A 17218-nucleotide genomic window follows, 5' to 3' on the forward strand; every position below is an offset into this window, starting at 1 on the left:
TTTCGCCCGGTTCGGCGGTCATAGCTGTCGAAGGCGTTCTCTGCGAGCGCACCGGCACGCCATTTCGAGGAGCAACCGCATGAACACGAGCCCAACCCTGGCCGCGTCGTCGCTGGAGCGGGAACTGGAGCTGCTGCGGCCGCAGCTGCTCGGCTATTGCTACCGGATGCTCGGGTCGGCGCTGGAGGCCGAGGACGCGGTGCAGGAGACGATGATGCGGGCTTGGCGATCCGCGGCCCGGCTGGCCGACCCGGCGGGACTGCGGCCGTGGATGTACCGGATCGCGACCAACGTCTGCATCGACGCCACCACGGATCGACGGCGGCGGGCATTGCCGATGGATCTGGTCGCGGCGGCGGACCCGGGTGCGGGCCTGGGTGCGCCGCTGCCGGAATCGGCTTGGGTACAACCTTTTCCGAGCGCCACCCGCGAGGCCGCCGATCCCTCCGATCAAACCGTCGCCCGGGAATCGGTGCGGCTGGCCTTCGTCGCCGCCCTGCAGTATCTGCTGCCGCGTCAGCGGGCCGTGCTGATCCTGCGGGATGTGTTGTGCTGGAAGGCCGCTGAGGTCGCCGAACTGCTCGATACCAGTGTCGACGCGGTCAACAGCAGTCTGCGCCGCGCGCGGGCGGCGTTGCGGCAGGTCGATTCGAGCGCGGCCCCGGCCGGGCCGGTCGACACCGCGCTGCTGGAGCGATTCGTCGCTGCCTTCGAACGCTTCGATATCGAGGCCATCGTCGCGCTGCTGCGCCACGACGCCGTGATCGATATGCCGCCGGTCGCGTTCTGGCTCCAGGGACGCAACGCCTTTCGTCGCTGGCTCATCGATTCGGAGGAGGGCTGCCGGGGCAAACAGCTGGTGCCGATCGAGGCGAACGGCTCGCCGGCCGCGGCGGTGTATCGCGATGGCAGGGCTTTCGCGATCCAGGTGCTCGATTGCGTGGACGGTGAGATCGCGGCGTTGCACGTCTTCGTGCAGCCGGAGCTGTTCCGCGTGTTCGGACTCCCGGACGAACTGCCCGCCGGCGACCTGTCCGCAATCCCCGCTTTGGTGCTTTCGAACTGAGAGCGACAAGGAGTACCCAGCCCTGTTTCGCGAGATGCGCTGGGGCCGCATCGATTTCAGCACTATGCGGCATCGGTTTCATAACTTAGCATTGCATCCCATGCTGGAAATCCAGGAGTGGTTTCACAAGATCACTCGCTGCCTGGACACCGAATTGAGCCTGACGCGATTACGTCAGCACGAGACCCTCGACGAGGTGGTGGCGGGCCGGACGGTGCTGATCACCGGTGCGTCCTCCGGCATCGGCCGAGCCGCCGCCCTCCGGTTCGGTGCCGCCGGGGCGACTGTCGCGCTGGTGGCGCGCCGGGAAGCGGAGCTGCGTCAGGTCGCGGCCGAGATCGAACGACTAGGTGGTAAGCCCTACGTATACCCTTGCGACCTAACCGATTTCGGGGCGGTGGATGCGATGGTTGCCCAGGTGCTGAGCGACCATGCCGGAATCGACGTGCTGATCAACAACGCGGGCAAGTCGATTCGCCGCAGGCTCGACGAATCCTACAATCGCTTCCACGATTACGACCGCACCATGCGGTTGAACTATCTCGCCCCGGTGCGTCTCATGCTCGCCTTCGTGCCCGGTATGCGGGAACGCTCCTACGGCTCGATCGTCAATATTCTCTCGATCGGCAACCTGGCGGGCGGCCCCGGCTACTCCGCCTACACGGCCTCCAAGGCGGCGCTGGACGCGCTCTGTGCCAACTTCCAGGTCGAAACCCGTTCGGACAACGTGCGTTTCACCGCGGTGTTCATGCCGATGGTGCGCACCGCGATGCTCGCCCCCAACGAGATCTACCGGGACATGCGGGCGCTGACGCCGGGGCAGGCCGCCGAAGCCATCGCCGACGCCGTGATCGGCCGCCCCCGGCGCATCGCCCCGATCCTCGGGCGGTTCACCGTTCTGCTGGACCAACTGATTCCGGAGACGCTCGACGACATCCGCGCGAAGTTCTATCAGCAGGGCTTGTAGAACTCACCGACGGACGCTGTCGCGGGCTGCGGCGCCGCCCGTTCCCGTCTAACCATGTGTGCCGGTGCGCTTCCATGCGAGGCTGCCCAGGACCAGGGCTACCAGGCCGAATGCTATTGCACCCCAGGCTCCCACGATGCCGTTGCCGGTGCCGGGCCCGCCGTCCGCGGTGATCGCGAACACCGTGCCCGCGACCGTGCTGATCAGGCCCAGCGTCAAGGCGGCGAGAGAGGTGCGGGTCGCGGTGGAGCGGAGCGCCAGGACGCCGAGTCCGATTCCGGCCAGACCGACCAGCGCGGTGAGCGTGGGGCCGAGCCGTCCGGAGGTCATACCGGACTCCGCTTGAAGCGTGGCCTGGGCGACCGCCGGGCCGGCGAGGGCGGCGCCGGTGAGCAGAAAAGTTGTTGTGGCACCGAGTATCCGACGGATGAACATGCGTACTCCTTCATGGACGACGTGCCCTCAGCATGTCCGCCGGACGGCCATCCGGTCGTCGTCCACGAGCAGACACTTCACGCTGCCGCCGACGGCGCGGGAAACCCGGAGAACTACCGCGTTCGCGGTAGTCCGGGATCATCCGGGCGCGGGTTTTGCCCAGGTACGTGCCGGGCTAGGGTTCAGCCATGAAGGGACAGGTCGGGGATTGGGCGATCGCGGTCGCTGTCGCGGCTGTTGTGCTGGTCGCCGGTCTGACCACCCGCCATTCGCCCGGCGGCCTCGATCCGCTGGGCTACGGGCTGCTGATTGTCAGCGGTCTGGCGCTGGCCGGGCGTCGCCGAGCCCCGATACCCGTACTGGCGGCGACGGGTTTGTGCGCATTGGGATACCAGGCCATCGGTATCGATGTGCCCGCCGTGGCGTTCGTCTTCGCGGTGTACGCCGGGGTGCGGGCCGGTCATCTCCTGACCACCGTGGTCGCCTCGGTCTTGGTGCTCGCGGCGCTGCCGCTCGCCGCCCTGGCCTCGGTGCACGACACCGGAGAGGCGTTCGCGCAGGCCCGCGGCGCGCTGGAGATCGCCTGGCTGATCGCGGCCGGTGCGGCAGGGGAGGCGCTGCGGCAGGCGGAGCGGCGCGCCGACGAGGCCGAACGCACCCGCGAGGAGACCGCACGCCGCCGCGCCGACGAAGAACGCCTGCACATCGCCCGCGAGTTGCATGACTCACTGACGCACCAGATTTCGGTGATCAAGGTGCAGTCCGAGGCTGCCGTGCATGTGGCCACCAAACGCGGTGAGGCGGTGCCGGAGCAACTGCTGGCGATCCGGGAGGCCGGTCGGGAGGCGGCGCGCGAACTGCGCGCCACCCTGGAGGCATTGCGCGACGACGGTACCGCCCCCCGGCCCGGCCTCGACCACGTCCCGGAACTCGTGCGACGGGCTCGCGCAACAGGTGTGGACGCGACCCTGACGGTCGAGGGCCGGCCGCACGACGTGCCGATCGCGGTGGACCGCACCGGTTACCGGATCGTGCAGGAGTCGCTGACCAATATCGCCCGGCACGCCGCCGCGGCGACGGCGTCGGTGCGGATCGACTACCGCCCGGACGCTGTGATCATCCGAGTCGACGACGACGGCAAGGCGAGCCCGGACGCCGCGCCCAGGCACGGCGTCGGACTGCTCGGCATGCGCGAACGCGTTACCGCCCTCGGCGGACGGCTGCGGGCCGAACCCCGCGCCGAGGGCGGTTTCTCGGTGTGCGCCGAATTACCCGTGGAACCGGCGTGATTCGCGTGCTGCTGGTCGACGACCAGCCACTCATCCGCAGCGGCTTCCGCGCGCTGCTCGAACTGGAGGACGACATCGAAGTCGTCGCCGAGGCCGCCGACGGCAGTGCGGGCCTGGAACTGGCCCGCCGCCACGTCCCCGATATCGCGTTGATCGACATCCAGATGCCGATCCTCGACGGCATCGAGACGACCCGCCGGATCGCCGCGGACCCCGCTCTGGCGGACGTGCACGTCGTCATTCTCACCAATTACGGTATGGACGAATACGTCTTCCACGCGCTGCGTGCCGGTGCGGCCGGTTTTCTGGTGAAAGACATCGAACCCGAAGACTTCCTGCACGCCGTCCGTGTCGCGGCCCGCGGCGATGCCCTGCTCGCTCCCTCGATCACCCGCCGGCTGATCGACCGCTACGTCGCTCAGCCGCTGGACACCGGGGTGATCCCCGGCTTGGCGGAGCTGACCAACCGCGAACGCGAAGCCGTCGGGCTGGTCGCGCAGGGCCGGTCCAACGACGAGATCGCCGCCCACATGGTGATCAGCCCACTCACCGCCAAGACCCATGTGAACCGGGCCATGACCAAATTGCACGCGCGCGACCGGGCCCAATTGGTCGTGCTGGCTTACGAATCCGGCTTGGTGACCCCGCGCTCGCGGTAGCCGGGTGTCAGGCGTCGAGCAGCAGTTTCGCGGCCACCGTCGCACCGTCGGTCCGGATGGTCCCGGCCACGTCCCGCGCTCGTATTCCGATCTCTGGCGTCAACGCCGCCGCGATTGCGGCGGAGAGTGATTCGACGGTCGGCGCCGGGCCGTCATGGCCCACGCCGATGCCCAGCTCGCTGACTCGGGCCGCCCAGTAGGGCTGGTCCGCGATCTGCGGAACCACCACCTGAGGTGCGCCGGCGCGGGCCGCCGTCGTGGTGGTACCCGCCCCGCCGTGGTGCACCACGGCCGCCACTCGGCGGAACAGCGCCTGCTGATTGACCTCGCCCACGACGCAGCAGTCCTCGGCGTCGTCGATCGGGGCCAGGTCGGCCCAGCCGCGGGCGAGGACAACCCGACGGCCCCGCGCGCGGACGGCGTCGATGGCCACCGCGGCGATGTCTCGTGGAACGTGGGCGGCGATGCTGCCGAAGCCCACGTACACCGGCGGCTCGCCCGCGTCGAGGAAGGACGCCAACTCGTCCGGGAGCGGGCGGTCGTCGGGCAACAGCCACGCCCCGGTCTGGACGAGGTCGAGGTCGGTCATGCCTGCCGACGGGCACAGTGTCGGGTCGGCCGCCAGCCAGGGCTGTTCGGTGAAGGCGTAGTCGCGGACGTTGTCCACCGGCGGCAGGCCGAGCGCCGCCCGATGACTGTTCAGCGCCGCGCCGTACAACGCGTTCACTCGCTGGGCATCCTCCGCCCAGAGTTTGCGATTGTCGGTCTCCCCCAGCGCGGACTGCTTGCCCGGCCGCGCTCCTGGAGCAAAATGCCGTGACGGTAGTCCGAAGAGCTGAAAGCACGCGAAAACGTAACGGAGGCCGAGGGTTTCGGCAACGTCGCGGGCACCGGCCGGCATCAGCCCGGTCGCCAGCAGCACGTCACATCCCCGCGCCGCGGTGCTCAGTACCTCGAACCGCGCGGCCACGAGTTCGCGAGCGAACCGGAACGCGTCCTCGGCAGTCGGCGGCTTCGGTCCCGCGACGACCGAGCGCACCGACGGGCCGAGCGGCGTCAGCGGCACACCGACTCGCGCCAGCAACGCCGCGAAATCCTCGTCCGGCGGCGCGCACACCCGCACCTCGGCACCGCGTTCCCGTAACCGCGACGCCAACGCCGCGATCGGTTCGACATCTCCGCGCGATCCCACCGTCGTCAACAACACACGCATTCGCGGCCTCATTTCTGCAGGTTATGGCTGTGGAATCGCCGATTCTGCGCTACCACCCGGGTCTTGCCGCAAGCCCCGGGGTGCGCTATATGTTGAAGAGGGCAAGGAGTGTGGACTCCTTGCCTTCGGTGTTTTACGCGACAAGCGTGAGATGCGCGCCCCTCGCCTCGCCGCGCCCGCCCGCTCGGGCCATGAGGCGGCCGAGGGCTCGAGCGACCTGCTGTGGCTGCTCGAGGATCACCGAGTGGCCGGCGCCCTCCACCAGCACCAGGTCCGAATATTCGACGGCGGCGGCCATCGCGATCGAATGCGACGGCGGAGTCATCAGGTCGGCGGACCCGCAGAGCACCAGCGTCGGAATCGTGGGCAGCAGATCCAGGGCGTCGGTCCGGTCGAAGGTCATGAAGGCGCTCAGGAAACTCGCCATCGTGACGATCGGGGTCTGGTTGTGCATCGCGTTGGCGAGGGCGAGGACGCGCGGGCTGACCTTCCGGTCGCCGAATTCGGCGAGGCGAATGATCGGCGCGAAAACCTTGGCCGCCAGCAGTTTGGCGTGCCGCATCGAGTTCGGGGCCACGCGCACCGCGGCCTGGAAGAGCGAAACGGCCGGGTTGCGCAGCAGGCGGCCGAAACCCGCGTCCGCGAGCCCGCTCGCGGCGGTGGCGATGAGCGCCACGCCGGCGACGCGGGTGCCGATCTCGTGCGGATACTGGGCGGCGTAGTTCAGCGCCGTCATGCCGCCCATCGAATGGCCCACCAGGACAACAGGTCCGGTGGGAGCCACGGCGTCGAGGACGGCGCGCAAATCGTGGCCGAGCTGTTCGAGCTGATAGGTCTGCCGGGGAGCCGCGGCGGAGTCGCCGTGGCCGCGGTGGTCGTAACAGACGATCCGGGCGCCGGGGTAATGGCGGCGCATCGCGTCCCGGACGTAGGTCCATGACGCGGCGCCCAGGCAATGACCGTGCAGGAGAACAACTGTCAGGTCCGCCGCACGCGGCCCGTATTCCCGGACCGCGAGCAGCACGCCGTCGTCGGCCCGCACCGTGCCACGACGTTCCGCCGAGTCGGCGATCGTGCTGCGGTTCGACATGGGATGCTCCGGTTCGCTGGTGTTCCCTCAACTTTCCGCTGTGCGGGGCGTCGATCCCAGAGCCCCGAGTACTGAGGCCGGACACCCGGAGGGGGAGCGAATCCGCACCCAAGGTGTGGTCAGACGGCGAGTTCGGCCACCCGATTCCGGGCGGCCGCCAGCGACTCCGACAGGCGGTCACCGCCGAATTCGTCGTTGCCCACGTAGACGAACTGCAGATCGTCGATTCCGATGAACCCGAACACGGTTCGCAGATAGGGCTCCACCTGGTTGAGGGCGGCCAGCGGTCCATCGGACTGGTATCCGCTGTCGCCGGTCGAGACGATGAAGAACGCCCGCTTGCCCGGCGGCAGCAGTGGCGCATAGGGATCGGGGAGTTCCGGGTCGAAGGAGAAGGTGCGCCCGACGCGCACGACCTGATCGATGTAGGCCTTGAGCATGGCCGGAATCCCGAAGTTGTACATGGGAACTCCCACCACCAGCACGTCGGTACCGAGCAATTCGTCGACCAGTTCGTCGCTGACCGCCAGATCGGCGCGCATTTGCGGGGTCCGCCGCGCCGGTTCGGTGAACGCGGCGGCGATCCAGCCTTCGGTGAGGTGCGGCGGCGGTTCGATGCCGAGATCGCGTCGTGCCACGGTGACCTCGGAATGCTGCTGGACCCAGCGGGTGACGAAGTCGTCGGTGAGGCTGCGGGTGTGTGAGCGGGCGCCGCGCGGGCTGGCATCGAGATGAAGCAACGTGGTCATACCGGGAAGCGTGCCGCAGCGGCGCGCTGCGCGTAAGAACGCACAATTCTGTGACTCGGTACCATTCTTGTCACCATGACTCGACGCAAAGACGACCTGCACCTGGACTGCCCGATCGAGGTGACCCTCGATGTGATCGGCGGCAAATGGAAGGGAATGGTGCTGTATCAGCTGATGGAGGGCACCGCCCGGTTCAACGAACTGCGTCGTGTCATTCCCGGCGCCACCCCGCGCATGCTGACCCTGCAATTGCGCGAACTCGAACGCGACGGTGTGATCACCCGCACCGTGTACCCGGAGGTGCCGCCGCGCGTGGAGTACGAGCTCACCGAGTTCGGCCGCAGCCTCGGTCCGCTGCTGGAATTGATGGAGCAGTGGGGCGAGCGGTACCTCGTCGAGATCCGCGATGCCGTACCCGCTCGGGTCGCCGAAGCCAGCTGAGTACCGGGCGCGGCCGCGCGCTCAGCCGCGCAGTGCGTCGACCGCGAGCCGGGCCGCCCGCGACATCGCCAGGTCGACATCGATACGGCGCGAACCCAATTCGTCGGTGCGGGCGAAGATGGCCAGCGCGTAACGGCCGCCGTCCGGGTACTCGACCATCCCGGCCTCCATGTGCAGGCCGGGCAAGGTCCCCGTTTTCGAGGCTACCCGCACTTCGTCGGGGAAGCCGGCGGCTATCCGGGTCCAGGATATTTGGTGCCGCAACAGGTTTCGCGTCGCCGCGCACGCCGCCGCGGTTCCGGCGGCATCGCGCCAGATCAGGCTCAACAGCCGGGTGATCTCCCGGGCGGTGCTGGAGGTGGTGTGCTCCGGCTGGAAGACCCGCATCTGTGCCACCTGCCCCGGGGTGAGCGTCGGGTAGATCGCCGCGAACTCGCCCCCATTCCGTGCGCCCACGTCGGCGAGCATCGATTCGAGCAGCTGACGGGGCCCGCCGATCACCCGGGTGCGGTCCAAACCGAGTTCGGCGGCGAGCAATCCCGGTGTGTCCCTGCCGATCCGGTGGAGCAAGAGATCCGCGGCGGTGTTGTCGCTGACCGACATCGCGAAGTAGGCCAGGTCCCGCAGCGACACCTCGATATCGTCCGCGCACCCCGCGGTGCCCCAGCCGCCGAGCCGGTCCTCGGCGCGGATCAGCACCCGCTCGGTGGGATCGATCTGGCCCGCGTCCACTTGCCTGCAGAACTCCAGCACCAGCAGGATCTTGAAGATCGACGCGATCACCACCTGTTCGTCGCCGCCCAGCGTGATCTCCCGGCCGTCGGCGATATCGACCGCGTGCAGCGTGCCCCGCACCGGCACCTCGTCGAAGACCTCCCGAATGCGTTCCGATGCTGCCACTCCGCCACGATAACCGGGGCTCATACGCGATCGCATATCGTGGGTCGGGTGGACCTCGCCCGGCATTTGCACTACTTCCTCACTGTCGCCGGTGAATTGCATTTCGGGCGGGCCGCCGAGACGCTCGGCATCGCGCAACCGCCGCTGAGCCAATCGATCCAGCGCCTGGAACGTGAACTCGGGGCTCAGCTGTTCGACCGTTCCCGCCGGAGCATCTCGCTCACCGCGGCCGGAGAGCTGCTGGTCGAGGAGGCCCGCGCGCTGCTGGCCGCCGAGCAGCGCCTGCGCACGGTGCTGCGCAAAGCGGCGGCGGGCGAGCTCGGTATGTTGCGCGTCGGCGTGCTCGCGGAAACGCCCGCGCCCACCTTGCAGGCGCTGCTGCGGCTCTTCGCCGAGCAGGCGCCGGCGCTCACCCTCGACCTGCAAGAGCTCACCACCGCCGAACAACTCCGGCTGCTCGCGACCGCGGAACTGGATGTGGGACTGGTGCTGCAGCCGATCGATGCCCCGGAACTGGTCCAGGGCCCGACCGCGGCGGTCCCGCTCGGCGTGGTGCTGCCGCGCACCTCGCCACTCGCCCGCCTCGCCGAGGTGGACCTGAGCGACCTCGCCGGCCACGACCTGATCCTGCCGCCCCGGGCGACCGCCCCGGGGTGGCATGACCACGTGCTCGAGGTATGCCGCACCCGCGGCTTCGAACCCGCGCGAATCCGGCACGCCCGCAACCCGGAATTCGCGCTCGGCCTCGTGCTGGCCGGCAACGGGGTGACGTTCCTGCAGGAAACGCTGGCCCGTCGCGAACCGCGGGCGGCCTGGCGGCCGCTGTCCGATCGCCCGCTCGTGCGCCGCGTTGTCGCGGTGTGGTCCGGGGCCGCCGCGCATCCGGCGGTGCCGCGCTTCGCCGCGGCCGCGACGGCCGTGCTCGCCGCCGACAACCTGCCGACGCCCCTGCTCACGCCCGACGCCGGTCAACCCTGGTCCGTCGTCTACTCGCGGAACCCGGTCGATCCGCTGCGATGATCAGCGGAGAACGGCGGCAACGTCTTTCGCCGCCGCGGCGACCAGCGGGTTGTCCAATGGGGCGTTCGCGTCCGCGTGCGTGGACAGCACGGCGATCACGATCGGAGCCCCGCCACCGGCCGGCCAGGTGACGGCCACGTCGTTGGCTGAACCATAGGCACTGGAGGTGCCGGTCTTGTCGCCGGTCGTCCAGTCGGCGGGCAATCCCGCCCGAATCCGGCTGCCGCCGGTGGTACTGGCTTTGAGCCACGCCACCAGTTGGTCGCGCTCCGGTGCGGGCAATGCGTCACCGAGGGTCAGCACTTGGTAGTCGCGGGCGATCGCGGCCGGTGTCGTGGTGTCGCGCTCGTCACCCGGGATGGCGGTATTGACTTCGGGCTCCCAGCGATCGAGCCGCGACACCTGATCACCGATGCCGCGCAGGAATTCCGTGACGGCCTGCGGTCCACCGAGCAGCTTCAGTATCTCGTTGGCCGCGGCATTGTCGCTGTAAGCGATTGCGGCGTCGCACAATTCGCGCACTGTCATTCCGGTGGCGATCCGTTTGCCGGTCACCGCCGAACCTTCGGCTTTGGCCACGTCGGCCTCGGTGAAGCGAATGACCTGTTCGTAGTAACCGCTGGCCAGCGGATGCGTTTTGAGCAGCGCCGCGCAGGCGAGCGTCTTGAAAGTGGACAGCATCGGGAATCGCTCGTCCGCTCGATGGCCGACGGTTTTCCCGGAGCCGGTGTCGATCCCGAACACCCCGAGCCGCGCTTGATGGCGGCTTTCGAGATCGGCCAGCTGAGAGGCAACCGCCGGGGCGGAGGAGACGGCCGCCGGTTCGGTCGCGGTGCTCCCGCACGCACCCGCCAGGGGCAGCAGTGCCGCCAGCAGCAGCACCATCGATTTGTTCTTGATCATGGGAACACGACAACACGCCATCGGCACGGCTGTCCAAGACCAAACCGGGTGTCTGCCGATATCTGAACTCATATCGGACCAGCGTGAGCCAGGTGACGAAATATCCGGGACCACCTCGGACGTTGCAACCTCGTATGCCCTTCGCACTCTCGATCCTGGATCTGGCGACCGTCACCCGCGGCCAGACCGCACGGGACAGCTTCCACAACAGCGTCGCCCTCGCGCAGGCCGCCGAACGCACCGGCTACCGCCGGGTCTGGTACGCCGAGCACCACAACATGCGCTCCATCGCCTCGAGCGCCACCAGCGTGCTGATCGGCTATGTCGCGAACCACACCGAATCGATCCGCCTCGGCGCCGGCGGCATCATGCTGCCCAACCATTCACCGCTGGTGATCGCCGAGCAGTTCGGCACCCTGGAATCCCTGTTCCCGGGCCGGATCGACCTCGGGCTCGGCCGCGCGCCCGGCAGTGACCAGAAGACGATGTACGCGCTGCGCCGCGATCCGGCCACGGCCGAGAACTTCCCGCGCGACGTACTGGAGTTGCAGGGCTACCTGACGGGGAACACGCGCGTCTCCGGCGTCCAGGCCGTGCCCCGCGCCGAAACCGTTGTCCCCCTCTACATTCTGGGTTCCTCGCTGTTCGGCGCACAGCTCGCCGCCCACCTCGGCCTGCCCTACGCCTTCGCCTCGCACTTCGCGCCCGACGCCCTGCACGAGGCCGTCGCCGTCTACCGCGACACCTTCAAACCCTCCGAACAGCTGGCCGAGCCCTACGTCATGGCCGGAATCAACGTCTTCGCCGCCGAGGACCACGACGCCGCGGTCGAACAGAAAACCATCGCCTACCGCACCCGCGCCCGCGCCATGATCGCCCGCGGCCCCGCCGCCGGCGACTTCACCGACGAGGAAATCGACGCCTTCCTCGCCTCGCCCAACGGCAGTCAACTAGCCGGCATGACCCGCTACACCGCCGTCGGCACCCCCACCGAAGTCCGCGCCTACCTCGAGGACTTCGCCGGCTCCATCGCCGCCGACGAACTGATCACCACGCACCAGGCCGGTGAGATCGACGACCGCGTGCGCTCGGTGGAGTTGACCGGCCAGGTGCTGGCGGACGTGTCCGCGTCGATCTGAAGGGTCCCCGCTGGGGTAGGTGGTCAATCCCACGCGAACAACCGCCAATAGGGCAACGGCGGCACTTTTGCGCCCGGATCGAGGTCGAGCGGCTCGACCTCGACCTGGTAACCAGGATTCCAAAGCCTTAAGGCCACAACGAATCGCGCGATCACATCCGGTGGCGCGGTATAGCTGAGGGTCGGGTGTTTCGGTGCTCCGAAATCGACTTTGACCACTCGTCGTGGCAATCCGTCATCGGTGTTCATGCGCGCCCCTGCCCTTGCGGTCGGTCGTTCACCCCGTGGCCGGCCTCGAACCATCCTGTCGATGGGGTCTGGCTGCCCAGCCTTCCTGCGAGGATCGCCGCTGAGCAGTGGCACCGGCAGTGGCACGCCGACTCGGTCGCCTGTCCGGATGCTGGTCCGGCAGTAGTGGCATCGGGGGTGGCATTCGCGCCGCTGTGGCCGCAATGCTGGCGGCTCTCGACCGCACAAGGGGAAGATCGACAGATGGGCAGCGGTACCGGCGACCTGATCCGGCAACTTCGCTTGGCTAAAGGGTGGTCCCAAGGCAGACTCGCCGATGAGTTGTGCAAGTCGTCGGGCGCGAATATCGGTCGCGAATACATTTCGCGGCGTTGGGAATCCGGCGAGACCGAGCCGTCGTCGTTCTGGCTGCGGCACCTGGCGACTGTGTTGGATTGCGCACCGGAAATGCTGGCGGCCGACGTGCACCGCCGGGAGTTCCTTTCGCATCTGGCCGCGACAGCGGTCGCGCCCGTCGTCGCCTCGGACCTACTGGCGCAAGGCTTTTCGGCACGCCTGCATCGTTTCGGACCCGGCGTCGACGAATGGGAATCCAGGCTGGCCATCTACGGCACCGACTACATGAGCCAGGGTGCGGCCGACATTCAGCGCCGACTGGCCGCTGACCTGGTCGTGCTGCAGCAACAACTGGACACCCCGCGCCTGTGGGCCGTGGCCGCCCGGCTGATGACCTTATTCGCCAAGACGTACCCCGGTTCGGATGGCACCAAGGCGATCCGGTGGTACGAGATGGCCGCCGTCGCCGCCGACCGGTCCGGCGACACCACGATCCGGGTGTGGGTTCGCGGCCGCGCCGCCATCGCGCTCGGCTACGAAGGGGCCGCGTTGCCGGTCGCGCACAAGTTCGCTGACGAAGCCCTCGGCATCGACGACCGACCGAGCCTCGGCCGTCTCAACGCACTGTGGGGCAAAGCGCACGCGGCAGCGATCCACGGTGATCAGGGCACAGCGATGGCCCTCGCCGATGCCGGCCGCCGCGAATTCGACCGTTCCGGATCAGTGGACCAGACCTCCGACTACGCGGTGCCGTGGTGGCGTGTGAACGTCTTTCAGTCACTGCTGGCCGCCCGACTCGGGGACGAGCGGCTGGCAACCGCCGCCCAGGAGGCAGCGCGCGCCGAACTGCCAGCGACACTGCCCCGCTTCCGAACCCACCTCGACATGCACCAGGGCTTGATGCTGGTTCGAGCCGGCGATCCCCGGGCAGGCATGAAACTGGCACATGCCGCACTGGACGCGCTTCCCCCGGAGAAGCACTCCCTGACATTGCGGTTGCTCATGGATGAGATCACGAGAACCTCAGCCCATACCCGGCGGCCGTAAGAACGCGATCGGTCTCCTATGCCGAGCGGGCTCCTACCCCGCGTGCGGCAACGTTCCCGAGCGGAATCGGCCAGGCGCGAGTCCGTGCTGCCGTTTGAAGGCGGCGGCGAACGCGTACTCGGAGGTGTATCCGACCTGGTCGGCGATGGCGGCCAAGGTGGCGTCGGTGTCGCGCAGGAGTCGGGCGGCGGTGGTCAGGCGCCACCAGGTGAGGTACGCCAAGGGGGCGCGCTCCACGAGGGCGGTGAATCGGCGGGTGAGGGTGGCGCGGGACATTCCCGCCAGCGCGGCCAGTTCCGGGATGGTCCACTGGTGAGCGATGTTCTCGTGCATCGCGCGCAGGACGGCCGCGATCCCTGGATCGTGCAGGGCCGCAGCCCATCCGGTGGCGGGGTGGTTCGTTTCGCCCAGCCAGGTGCGCAGGATCAGCAGGAGCAGCACGTCCAGGAGGGCGATCACGGTGCTGCTGCTGCCCGGCCGGTCGTGCTCCAGCTCGGCGGCCAGCAGTTCGACGGTGGCGCGGACCGAGGCGTCGTGGCCGAGTCGGGCGGGCAGGTGCAGGACCGGCGGCAAGCCGTCCAGTAGCGGGTGGGCTCGGGATGGGTCGAGTTGGTATGCGCCGCAGAGCAATACCGTTTCGGCATCGGTCTCGCCGGGGATCGCGGTCAGTGCGTGCCCGATGCCGTGCGCCAGGAAAGCGACGTCTCCGACGCGCAGGGTGCTGGGTGCGCCGTGGTCGGGAACGAGCAGGCAGGAACCGGCGAGCACGATGTGGAACCCCGCGCCCGGTGCCGCGGGGAAATAGTCGTGCCAGGGTGCGACGCGCCGAGTGTGTGAGGAGTGCGGCACCCCGATCCGCATCGCTGAAATCACGTCGCTCAGGACATCCACCAATCCAGTGTGGCACAGGCGCAGTCATGAGCTTTTCGCGTATCAATCTGAGCTCGGGAATCATTGGCTGACTCGAGCGTCCTGCCTACGGTGAATTCATGTCGAATCACACCATTGCTGTCTACGGCGCCAGCGGTTTCCAGGGTGTCCTCGTGCTGGCCGAACTCGCTCGCCGCAACATCACCACCCGCGTCACCGGCCGCGACGCCGACAAGCTCAAAGCGGCTGCGGCACAGGCAGGTATGCCCGGCGCGGAGGTGCGCGCGGCCGAAATCGACGATCACGCCGCGCTGGTGGCCGCCTTCAGCGGCGCGGATGTGGTCCTCAACTGCGCGGGTCCATTCACTCCCACCGGTGACCGTGTCCTCGCCGCCATTATCGAGGCCGGGGCGCACTATGCCGACACCTGCGGGGAGCAACCGTTCCTCCAGCACGTCTACGAGACCTATTCCGCCGCAGCCGAATCCGCCGGTGTCACCATCGTCCCCGCCGCCACCGACGGCGGTATCCCGGGTGACCTGCTCGCCCACCTGCTGGGCGACCACCTCGGCCCGCTCGCCGAACTCACTTCCGTGCACCGCTTCGGCGGCGAGACGACCATGTCCCGCGGCTCGCTGCGCACCATGCTCGGCATTTCCGATGCTATGACCGACGGGGGAGTGGCCTACCTCGACAATGCTTGGCAGCACGGGCCTTTCGCCCCCTTCGTACCCGTGATTCTTCCCGGTGCGCCGGAACCCGTTGCCCTGGCGCCCTTCCCACTGCAGGAGCCCGTCTCCGTACCCCGTCACCTCCAGGTGCGCACCGTTCGGGGCGCGGTGGAGGAGTCCACCCGCGCGCTCTTCGCGACCCCGTTGACGGACGACATGATCGAGTCCCTGCCGGTCGGCCCGGACGACGCGCAACGGGCAGCCTGCACCTGGACCATCGTGCTGGACGCCGTCGCCGAGGACGGCCGCCGCGCACGCGGCGTCGTCACCGGACCCGACACCTACGGCACCACCGCGCTGACCGCCGTGGAAGCGGCGCTGCGGCTCGCCACCAGCCCGCCGTCCGCCGGCGTCCTCGCGCCGGCGCAGGCGTTCGACCCGGCCGATTTCCTCGCGGCACTGCGACCACACGGCCTGCGCTGGACCATCGAAGATCGCTGATCACGTGAGCTGTTTCACTGCGGGCTCGTGCGATGGCGAGGGGCATCCGCACCGCTGATGGGCACACACCAATTCCCATCCGGACCAGATGTTCGTGGCCGTGATGGCGTGCTACTGGCCGAGCAATGGCGAGACGGCGGCTCAGCGCTCGCCGGCCTGACGGTGGCAGGATTTCCGAACGCCTATTTGATCGTCGGCCCGAACTCCTGCAACAACGTGATCCGCGCTCGCCGACGTAACGTCGGCGAGCGCGGTCCCACCATTTACCCGAGCGGGCCGCACGGATACTGAGGGGTCGGATGCCCCGCGCTGCCGCCCCACCAGAGTGCCCATTGGAACATGCAAACCAGCCCGGACGCGCTGGCGCTACCCGTCGTCGATCCGCTTGCCCCGGGGCCGGTCTCGGCCAGTGCGGTAGGCGCGCCCACTCCCAGCATCGCGCATGCGCCGACTACCGATACGGTGGCGATCGCCCGTCGAAAACTCATATGGCTCTGTCCTTTTCGATCTGTTGATCCCGACCTCGGTCCATCAAATCCATACGGCGTTTGCTGGGCAAGACCAGGGTTCCCCGGGCAGAGGATGCTTTGGCATAGCTCGGCCGGACCTTGCCCACGCGGGCGCAGGACCTTGGCCGTACGCGTACTGCACCGACAGATCGCAGGGCAGCTCGGCCACGTGCCCGGTGGCTTTGACGTTCTATTCGGTCACCCCACACATCGTGCACCGGCACGCATGCCATCGCCCAGAACCCCGAGCCGGAAATCGAGCTGACGTGCCCGGAGGCCGATAATCGCGATCACGGTCGGCCCAAGGGCGCAGGATCGGCCTGTCAACCGAACAGCACGGGCAGCTCTGGATGAAGCCGGTGGGCATGGAAACATCTGGATCTGGTGCTCGAGGATCCGTGTTGTGGACAGGGGCGGCAGTTCATCGATGTAGAACCAGTCGACGGCCGCAGTCTCTAGCGGATCTGGTACGCCGCCGTCGACGATGACGTCGCAGAGGTAATACATCTTCAGCACGGAGAACAGCAGCGGGGGTGGGTGGCCCTGGGTGTCACGGTCCAAGGCAGCCACTAGCTTTCGCGGCTCCACAGTGAGCCCGGCTTCTTCCCGCACTTCCTTGACCACAGTTTGTGCTGTGGACTCGCCAGCGTCGCACCTGAGAATGCCCCGCTCAGCGCGATTGAGGGAGCTGAAGCTCTCGCCGCGATCCGGACCCTCGTTGTGAACCGCGACCTTCGCGCGGCAAAACGAATGCTACGAAGAGCAGAGAAGCGAATGGGAGAGCAGACCTCGGGGAGTAGTTCTCGAGATTGCTGGCACGCTGCGCCTCAACAACCACGATGACGCGCTCCACAAAATACGAATCCTGTGGCTGCGAAACACGCAGTACCGTCCGTTGATCGAAGCCTGTATACCGAAAATCGATAACCGCCAACATATTCCCCGCCAATCATCATCTGGCGTCGACCTGTACGCACAACTCATAAATTTCTGGTGTGACAACAGCGGACCTAGCAACACCGACCAAAGCGACCGCAACACTGGCTACATTGACGAGATCTGACATCGTGATCTAGTTGATCTTCGTCCGAACTTCCCGATCTGAGCTCGGGACAAGCGTTCCACCGGCGAGCTGCCGCAACACTCTCCGCATTGAATTTGAAAA

17 protein-coding genes and 1 pseudogene are annotated in these 17218 nt (G+C 68.0%); 9 read left to right on the forward strand and 9 right to left on the reverse strand.

Features of this window, described 5'->3' with window-relative positions; genetic code table 11:
• Nucleotides 1-79: 79 nt before the first annotated feature.
• Nucleotides 80-1066 carry an RNA polymerase subunit sigma-70 gene (locus BJ987_RS18480; RefSeq protein ID WP_209891494.1) on the forward strand — a complete coding sequence of 329 codons (987 nt, stop codon included), beginning with the start codon at nt 80-82 and terminating at the stop codon, nt 1064-1066.
• 100 nt (nt 1067-1166) lie between these two features.
• Nucleotides 1167-2033, forward strand: coding sequence for an SDR family NAD(P)-dependent oxidoreductase (locus BJ987_RS18485; protein ID WP_209891496.1), 867 nt, complete (start codon nt 1167-1169; stop codon nt 2031-2033).
• Between the two features lie 48 nt (nt 2034-2081).
• Here BJ987_RS18485 and BJ987_RS18490 read toward each other — a convergent pair whose 3' ends face one another.
• Complete coding sequence (locus tag BJ987_RS18490) at nt 2082-2468, reverse strand: DUF6223 family protein (protein WP_209891498.1); 387 nt, start codon at nt 2466-2468, stop codon at nt 2082-2084.
• A 188-nt stretch (nt 2469-2656) separates the two neighbouring features.
• Here BJ987_RS18490 and BJ987_RS18495 point away from each other — a divergent pair, with 188 nt between their 5' ends.
• Together BJ987_RS18495 and BJ987_RS18500 are read left to right on the forward strand one after the other, a co-directional pair.
• On the forward strand, nt 2657-3757 hold the full coding sequence (locus BJ987_RS18495) for a sensor histidine kinase (protein WP_209891500.1): 1101 nt from the start codon (nt 2657-2659) through the stop codon (nt 3755-3757).
• Nucleotides 3754-4416: a response regulator gene (locus BJ987_RS18500; RefSeq protein ID WP_209891504.1), complete on the forward strand. Its 663-nt coding sequence runs from the start codon at nt 3754-3756 to the stop codon at nt 4414-4416. The genes BJ987_RS18495 and BJ987_RS18500 overlap by 4 nt, the downstream gene beginning before the upstream one ends.
• 7 nt (nt 4417-4423) lie before the next feature.
• Here the strand turns inward: BJ987_RS18500 and BJ987_RS18505 are convergent, their stop codons facing one another.
• The 3 genes from BJ987_RS18505 to BJ987_RS18515 form a co-directional block, all read right to left on the reverse strand.
• Nucleotides 4424-5629 carry a glycosyltransferase gene (locus tag BJ987_RS18505; RefSeq protein ID WP_209891507.1) on the reverse strand — a complete coding sequence of 402 codons (1206 nt, stop codon included), beginning with the start codon at nt 5627-5629 and terminating at the stop codon, nt 4424-4426.
• A gap of 133 nt (nt 5630-5762) precedes the next feature.
• On the reverse strand, nt 5763-6719 hold the full coding sequence (locus BJ987_RS18510) for an alpha/beta fold hydrolase (RefSeq protein WP_209891510.1): 957 nt from the start codon (nt 6717-6719) through the stop codon (nt 5763-5765).
• A 119-nt stretch (nt 6720-6838) separates the two neighbouring features.
• Nucleotides 6839-7468, reverse strand: coding sequence for an FMN-dependent NADH-azoreductase (locus BJ987_RS18515; RefSeq protein WP_209891513.1), 630 nt, complete (start codon nt 7466-7468; stop codon nt 6839-6841).
• 75 nt (nt 7469-7543) lie between these two features.
• Here BJ987_RS18515 and BJ987_RS18520 point away from each other — a divergent pair, with 75 nt between their 5' ends.
• Nucleotides 7544-7909 (forward strand): winged helix-turn-helix transcriptional regulator, encoded by a 366-nt coding sequence (locus tag BJ987_RS18520; RefSeq protein ID WP_209891516.1) that lies wholly within the window; start codon nt 7544-7546, stop codon nt 7907-7909.
• Nucleotides 7910-7930: 21 nt separating this feature from the next.
• Here BJ987_RS18520 and BJ987_RS18525 read toward each other — a convergent pair whose 3' ends face one another.
• The gene (locus BJ987_RS18525; protein ID WP_307869665.1) at nt 7931-8809 is read right to left on the reverse strand and encodes a serine hydrolase; all 879 of its coding nucleotides are present in this window, start codon (nt 8807-8809) and stop codon (nt 7931-7933) included.
• Nucleotides 8810-8857: 48 nt separating this feature from the next.
• On the opposite strand from BJ987_RS18525, the gene BJ987_RS18530 reads away from it, so the two are divergent.
• A complete protein-coding gene (locus BJ987_RS18530) occupies nt 8858-9829 on the forward strand; it encodes a LysR family transcriptional regulator (protein WP_209891519.1) in 972 nt (323 codons plus the stop codon).
• On the opposite strand, the gene bla is transcribed toward BJ987_RS18530, so the two are convergent.
• On the reverse strand, nt 9830-10732 hold the full coding sequence (gene bla, locus BJ987_RS18535; protein ID WP_245366028.1) for a class A beta-lactamase: 903 nt from the start codon (nt 10730-10732) through the stop codon (nt 9830-9832).
• 134 nt (nt 10733-10866) lie between these two features.
• On the opposite strand from bla, the gene BJ987_RS18540 reads away from it, so the two are divergent.
• Nucleotides 10867-11871: an LLM class flavin-dependent oxidoreductase gene (locus BJ987_RS18540; RefSeq protein WP_209891525.1), complete on the forward strand. Its 1005-nt coding sequence runs from the start codon at nt 10867-10869 to the stop codon at nt 11869-11871.
• A gap of 23 nt (nt 11872-11894) precedes the next feature.
• On the opposite strand, the gene BJ987_RS18545 is transcribed toward BJ987_RS18540, so the two are convergent.
• The gene (locus BJ987_RS18545; protein ID WP_209891529.1) at nt 11895-12119 is read right to left on the reverse strand and encodes a hypothetical protein; all 225 of its coding nucleotides are present in this window, start codon (nt 12117-12119) and stop codon (nt 11895-11897) included.
• A gap of 243 nt (nt 12120-12362) precedes the next feature.
• Between BJ987_RS18545 and BJ987_RS38230 the strand changes: the two are divergent.
• A pseudogene (locus tag BJ987_RS38230) lies at nt 12363-12506 on the forward strand (helix-turn-helix domain-containing protein); the annotation flags it as partial.
• A gap of 1029 nt (nt 12507-13535) precedes the next feature.
• On the opposite strand, the gene BJ987_RS18555 reads toward BJ987_RS38230, so the two are convergent.
• Nucleotides 13536-14393, reverse strand: a complete 858-nt coding sequence (locus BJ987_RS18555; RefSeq protein WP_209891535.1) for an AraC family transcriptional regulator — start codon at nt 14391-14393, stop codon at nt 13536-13538.
• A gap of 98 nt (nt 14394-14491) precedes the next feature.
• On the opposite strand from BJ987_RS18555, the gene BJ987_RS18560 reads away from it, so the two are divergent.
• Nucleotides 14492-15544 carry a saccharopine dehydrogenase family protein gene (locus BJ987_RS18560; RefSeq protein WP_209891538.1) on the forward strand — a complete coding sequence of 351 codons (1053 nt, stop codon included), beginning with the start codon at nt 14492-14494 and terminating at the stop codon, nt 15542-15544.
• A gap of 707 nt (nt 15545-16251) precedes the next feature.
• On the opposite strand, the gene BJ987_RS18565 is transcribed toward BJ987_RS18560, so the two are convergent.
• Nucleotides 16252-16716 carry an NUDIX domain-containing protein gene (locus BJ987_RS18565; protein WP_307869902.1) on the reverse strand — a complete coding sequence of 155 codons (465 nt, stop codon included), beginning with the start codon at nt 16714-16716 and terminating at the stop codon, nt 16252-16254.
• Between the last annotated feature and the right edge of the window lie 502 nt (nt 16717-17218).

The sequence above is a fragment of the Nocardia goodfellowii genome, assembly GCF_017875645.1.
GTDB lineage: Bacteria > Actinomycetota > Actinomycetes > Mycobacteriales > Mycobacteriaceae > Nocardia > Nocardia goodfellowii.

Bases quoted from the DNA above. Each gene is read 5' to 3' on its own strand.
- BJ987_RS18480 (WP_209891494.1), top strand. From the start codon at position 80: ATGAACACGAGCCCAACCCTGGCCGCGTCGTCGCTGGAGCGGGAACTG.
- BJ987_RS18485 (WP_209891496.1), top strand. From the start codon at position 1,167: ATGCTGGAAATCCAGGAGTGGTTTCACAAGATCACTCGCTGCCTGGAC.
- BJ987_RS18490 (WP_209891498.1), bottom strand. From the start codon at position 2,468: ATGTTCATCCGTCGGATACTCGGTGCCACAACAACTTTTCTGCTCACC.
- BJ987_RS18495 (WP_209891500.1), top strand. From the start codon at position 2,657: ATGAAGGGACAGGTCGGGGATTGGGCGATCGCGGTCGCTGTCGCGGCT.
- BJ987_RS18505 (WP_209891507.1), bottom strand. From the start codon at position 5,629: ATGCGTGTGTTGTTGACGACGGTGGGATCGCGCGGAGATGTCGAACCG.
- BJ987_RS18510 (WP_209891510.1), bottom strand. From the start codon at position 6,719: ATGTCGAACCGCAGCACGATCGCCGACTCGGCGGAACGTCGTGGCACG.
- BJ987_RS18515 (WP_209891513.1), bottom strand. From the start codon at position 7,468: ATGACCACGTTGCTTCATCTCGATGCCAGCCCGCGCGGCGCCCGCTCA.
- BJ987_RS18520 (WP_209891516.1), top strand. From the start codon at position 7,544: ATGACTCGACGCAAAGACGACCTGCACCTGGACTGCCCGATCGAGGTG.
- bla (WP_245366028.1), bottom strand. From the start codon at position 10,732: ATGATCAAGAACAAATCGATGGTGCTGCTGCTGGCGGCACTGCTGCCC.
- BJ987_RS18540 (WP_209891525.1), top strand. From the start codon at position 10,867: ATGCCCTTCGCACTCTCGATCCTGGATCTGGCGACCGTCACCCGCGGC.
- BJ987_RS18545 (WP_209891529.1), bottom strand. From the start codon at position 12,119: ATGAACACCGATGACGGATTGCCACGACGAGTGGTCAAAGTCGATTTC.
- BJ987_RS18560 (WP_209891538.1), top strand. From the start codon at position 14,492: ATGTCGAATCACACCATTGCTGTCTACGGCGCCAGCGGTTTCCAGGGT.